Origin of the sequence: Leptolyngbya sp. FACHB-36 (assembly GCF_014695955.1) — a bacterium.
In the GTDB taxonomy this organism is placed as follows: domain Bacteria; phylum Cyanobacteriota; class Cyanobacteriia; order Leptolyngbyales; family Leptolyngbyaceae; genus FACHB-36.
Genome location: NZ_JACJPG010000024.1, coordinates 1 through 3,287 on the forward strand (window position 1 = coordinate 1; position 3,287 = coordinate 3,287).

A 3,287-nucleotide genomic window follows, 5' to 3' on the forward strand; every position below is an offset into this window, starting at 1 on the left:
TTCGACCAAACTCTCCTATTGGTAATTCGTAATTCGCAATTCGTAATTGGTAATTGCAAACGCTAGATTCTATCTGAACGGACCTCAAACATCCTCTGAACGGGCTTCGATCGATTAGCCCGCCACTGATAGCAGGGCGGGCGGTAGCCATACGACAACAGCAGTCTCAGCTCTACACCCGAAACGTTTGCGTAATTCGCTGCATCGCTTCTTCCACATTCTCGCGGCTGTTGAATGCGGAAATGCGGAAGTAGCCTTCGCCTGCCGCACCGAAGCCAGATCCCGGCGTCCCAACCACATTGCACGTGTGCAGCAGCTTATCGAAAAAGTCCCAACTAGAAAGACCCTGAGGCGTTTGCACCCAAACGTAGGGCGCATTGACGCCGCCGTAGACCTTCAACCCTGCTACCGTCAGTTGTTCCCGAATGATTTTGGCGTTTTCCAGGTAGAAGTTGACCAGCGCCTTCGTCTGCGCCTGTCCTTCCGGTGAGTAAACCGCTTCAGTGCCCCGCTGCACAATGTACGACACACCGTTGAATTTTGTGGACTGGCGGCGATTCCACAGCTTCCAGAGTTCTACATCTGAGCCGTCTGCTGCCTTCCCGGTCAGCGACTTGGGCACTACGGTTAAGGCGCAGCGAGTGCCTGTAAAGCCTGCGTTTTTGGAGAACGATCGAAACTCGATCGCGCACTCCCGCGCGCCCTCAATTTCGTAAATCGAGTGAGGCAGCTCCGGATCGGTGATGAAGGCTTCGTAGGCGGCATCGAAGAAGAGAATGGAGCCGTTCGATCGGGCATAGTCTACCCAGGCTTGCAGATGTTCTTTGCTGGCAGTCGCTCCGGTGGGGTTGTTGGGGAAGCAGAGGTAAATCAGGTCCACTTTTTCAGTGGGAATTTCTGCCGTGAAGTTGTTCTCGGCGGAGATTGGCAGATAGACCAAGCCGCCGTACTCGCCGCGATCGTTTGCCTCTCCCGTGTGTCCCGCCATTACATTGGTATCAACGTACACAGGGTAAACGGGGTCCGTTACGGCGATCGTGTTGTTGTTGCCAAAAATGTCGAGAATATTGCCCGTGTCGCACTTGGAACCATCGGAGATAAAAATCTCTGAGGCGTCGATGTCGCAGCCGCGTGCCTGAAAGTCGTGGGCGGCAATTTTCTCTCGCAGCCACGCATAGCCTTGCTCTGGACCGTAGCCCCGGAAGCTAGCGCGATCGCCCATTTCTTCGACGGCGCGGATCATAGCGCTGCGGCAGGCGTCTGGTAGCGGTTCGGTCACGTCGCCAATGCCCAACCGAATAATGTTAGCGTCGGGATTGGCGTCGGCAAAGGCGTTGACGCGCCGCCCAATTTCGGGAAACAAATAGCCCGCTTTTAGCTTCAGGTAGTTATCGTTGATGGTTGCCATAGTCTAGGAGTAGGGTGTTGCCTAAACCACTATTATTCCGCAGACGGGACATTGCTCATCGCAGATGACGCGCCTCTGTAGCCCATTACCGCAGCCCATTACCGCAGACATCAATGTCAACTCCACACAACTACTACGACGCGATCGCCCCGCTGTATGATCGATCGCGCTGGTTAACCAAGTCTGTTGCAGAAGACGTTGCTGATTTTATTCTGGATTTAGTTGCAGCGACGCCTGAAACGTCGTTTTTGGAACCCGGTGTGGGAACGGGATTGAATGTGTTGCCGTTGGTCAAACGCGGCTATCCTGTTACAGGAATTGATGTGTCTCAGGAAATGTTGGATCAGTTTCGCCAAAAATTGGGCAGCGTTCCTGCAAATTTACGCCTGATTCATGCCGATGCCTCTCGGCTTCCCTTTGCCGATGCCAGTTTTGATGTGGTGATAACAGTCCACATGATCCATACGGTTCCTGATTGGAGAGCTTTTCTAGACGACATTCAGCGCATCCTCAAACCTGGAGGCGTGTATCTGAACTGCCAGTGGATTACACCGCCCGCCCGCAAAGAATTTGAGGATTACTTTCGAGCAATTCAGTCAGCGTTTGTGCAGCCACCAGCGGCACGATCGAGCGCACAATTTGCAGACATTAACGTAGAGGACTACTTCAACCGCAGCGGTATTCACTCGCGCTATTTTGTTGCTAAAGAGTGGATAGTGAGCAACACCGTTAGGGAGGTATTGAGCTACTTCAATGCCAGAGCCTACGGACTCTGCTGGCAAGTCGCTGAGCCCAAGTTTTCTGAATTGATGCGTGAGTTTGAAGCATTCTGCCTCAACCACTATGGTTCTTTAGAGAAAACGCTCACGTCCACCGCTAAATTTGAGATATGGGCTTACACGATCGGACGATCGCAGACATAAAATCGCTTACAGAATTAGCCAATGACGATTGAATCGGCTCCTCTAGCACCTCCCTATATTGCGACGTTGCAGGCTGCCACCTTGCGAGGAGCAGCACGTCCCAGAGCAGATGCCGTTGTGAACGCGCTTCTACAAGCGGAAAAAACCGCTAAGCAAGAACATCTGGTGTATCCGATCGCTCCTTTGCTAGGGCAGTGGCAACTCTGCTTTGTGACCGGAACGCGCAAAGTCCGGCGAGGTGGAGTTGCGCTAGGTCGCGGCTTTTATGTGCCGAGGCTGGCTCCAGCACAAATCTCATTTGAGACGAGCACGGAGGCGATGGCGATCGGTAACCAGGTTCAGTTTGGTCCTGTTCGTCTGCAATTAACGGGTCCAGCGCGGTATGTAGGAAAGAAGAATTTAGTGGCGTTCGACTTCAATCAGTGGCGCCTGAATCTGTTTGGGCGATCGTTCTTCAGTGGTGCAATGCGAGGCGGAAAAGTACAAGCAGAGAAGTTCGAGCAGCAGTCCATTGCTCAACTCCCATTCTTTTCGTTTTTTCTGATCACCGAGGACTTCATTGCCGCAAGAGGTCGTGGCGGTGGCTTGGCGCTGTGGGTGCGAGTAACTGCAAATTCGGCAGAGTAGCACGGCTTTGTAAACGCTCAAAACCTCGATCGATCTTCAAGCGGTTTGTTTCAAAATTCGGGTCAGAGTAGACCCTTCAAAGTTCAAGGTAAAATTATGCGGCTGCTTGAATATTTGCTAGCGCAATAGCTTCACCCTCACTGATACGGCTAGATAACTAGGGCAAACGCATTTAAAGCATCTAGCTAACAGCAACGTTGAGCGGTAGCAAACAATTTCAAACTAAGCATTCAATATTTTCCTAAGCTGCTGCTACGTAATGTTAGCTTGTTGAGCTATTAGTAGAGTTGATTCGAGGTTCACTAACTTCCTCCCACCAGGCTGCTTTC

Annotated in this window: 3 protein-coding genes; 2 read left to right on the forward strand and 1 reads right to left on the reverse strand. The window is 51.9% G+C overall.

What is annotated here, in order from left to right; all coding sequences use genetic code 11:
- Positions 1-172: 172 nt before the first annotated feature.
- Positions 173-1,408 carry an LL-diaminopimelate aminotransferase gene (locus H6F43_RS00280; RefSeq protein ID WP_190340018.1) on the reverse strand — a complete coding sequence of 412 codons (1,236 nt, stop codon included), beginning with the start codon at positions 1,406-1,408 and terminating at the stop codon, positions 173-175.
- A 113-nt stretch (positions 1,409-1,521) separates the two neighbouring features.
- On the opposite strand from H6F43_RS00280, the gene H6F43_RS00285 reads away from it, so the two are divergent.
- Both H6F43_RS00285 and H6F43_RS00290 read left to right on the forward strand, forming a co-directional pair.
- The gene (locus H6F43_RS00285; protein WP_190340043.1) at positions 1,522-2,331 is read left to right on the forward strand and encodes a class I SAM-dependent methyltransferase; all 810 of its coding nucleotides are present in this window, start codon (positions 1,522-1,524) and stop codon (positions 2,329-2,331) included.
- Positions 2,332-2,352: 21 nt separating this feature from the next.
- The gene (locus H6F43_RS00290) at positions 2,353-2,958 is read left to right on the forward strand and encodes a hypothetical protein (RefSeq protein WP_190340044.1); all 606 of its coding nucleotides are present in this window, start codon (positions 2,353-2,355) and stop codon (positions 2,956-2,958) included.
- The last annotated feature ends 329 nt before the right edge of the window (positions 2,959-3,287 follow it).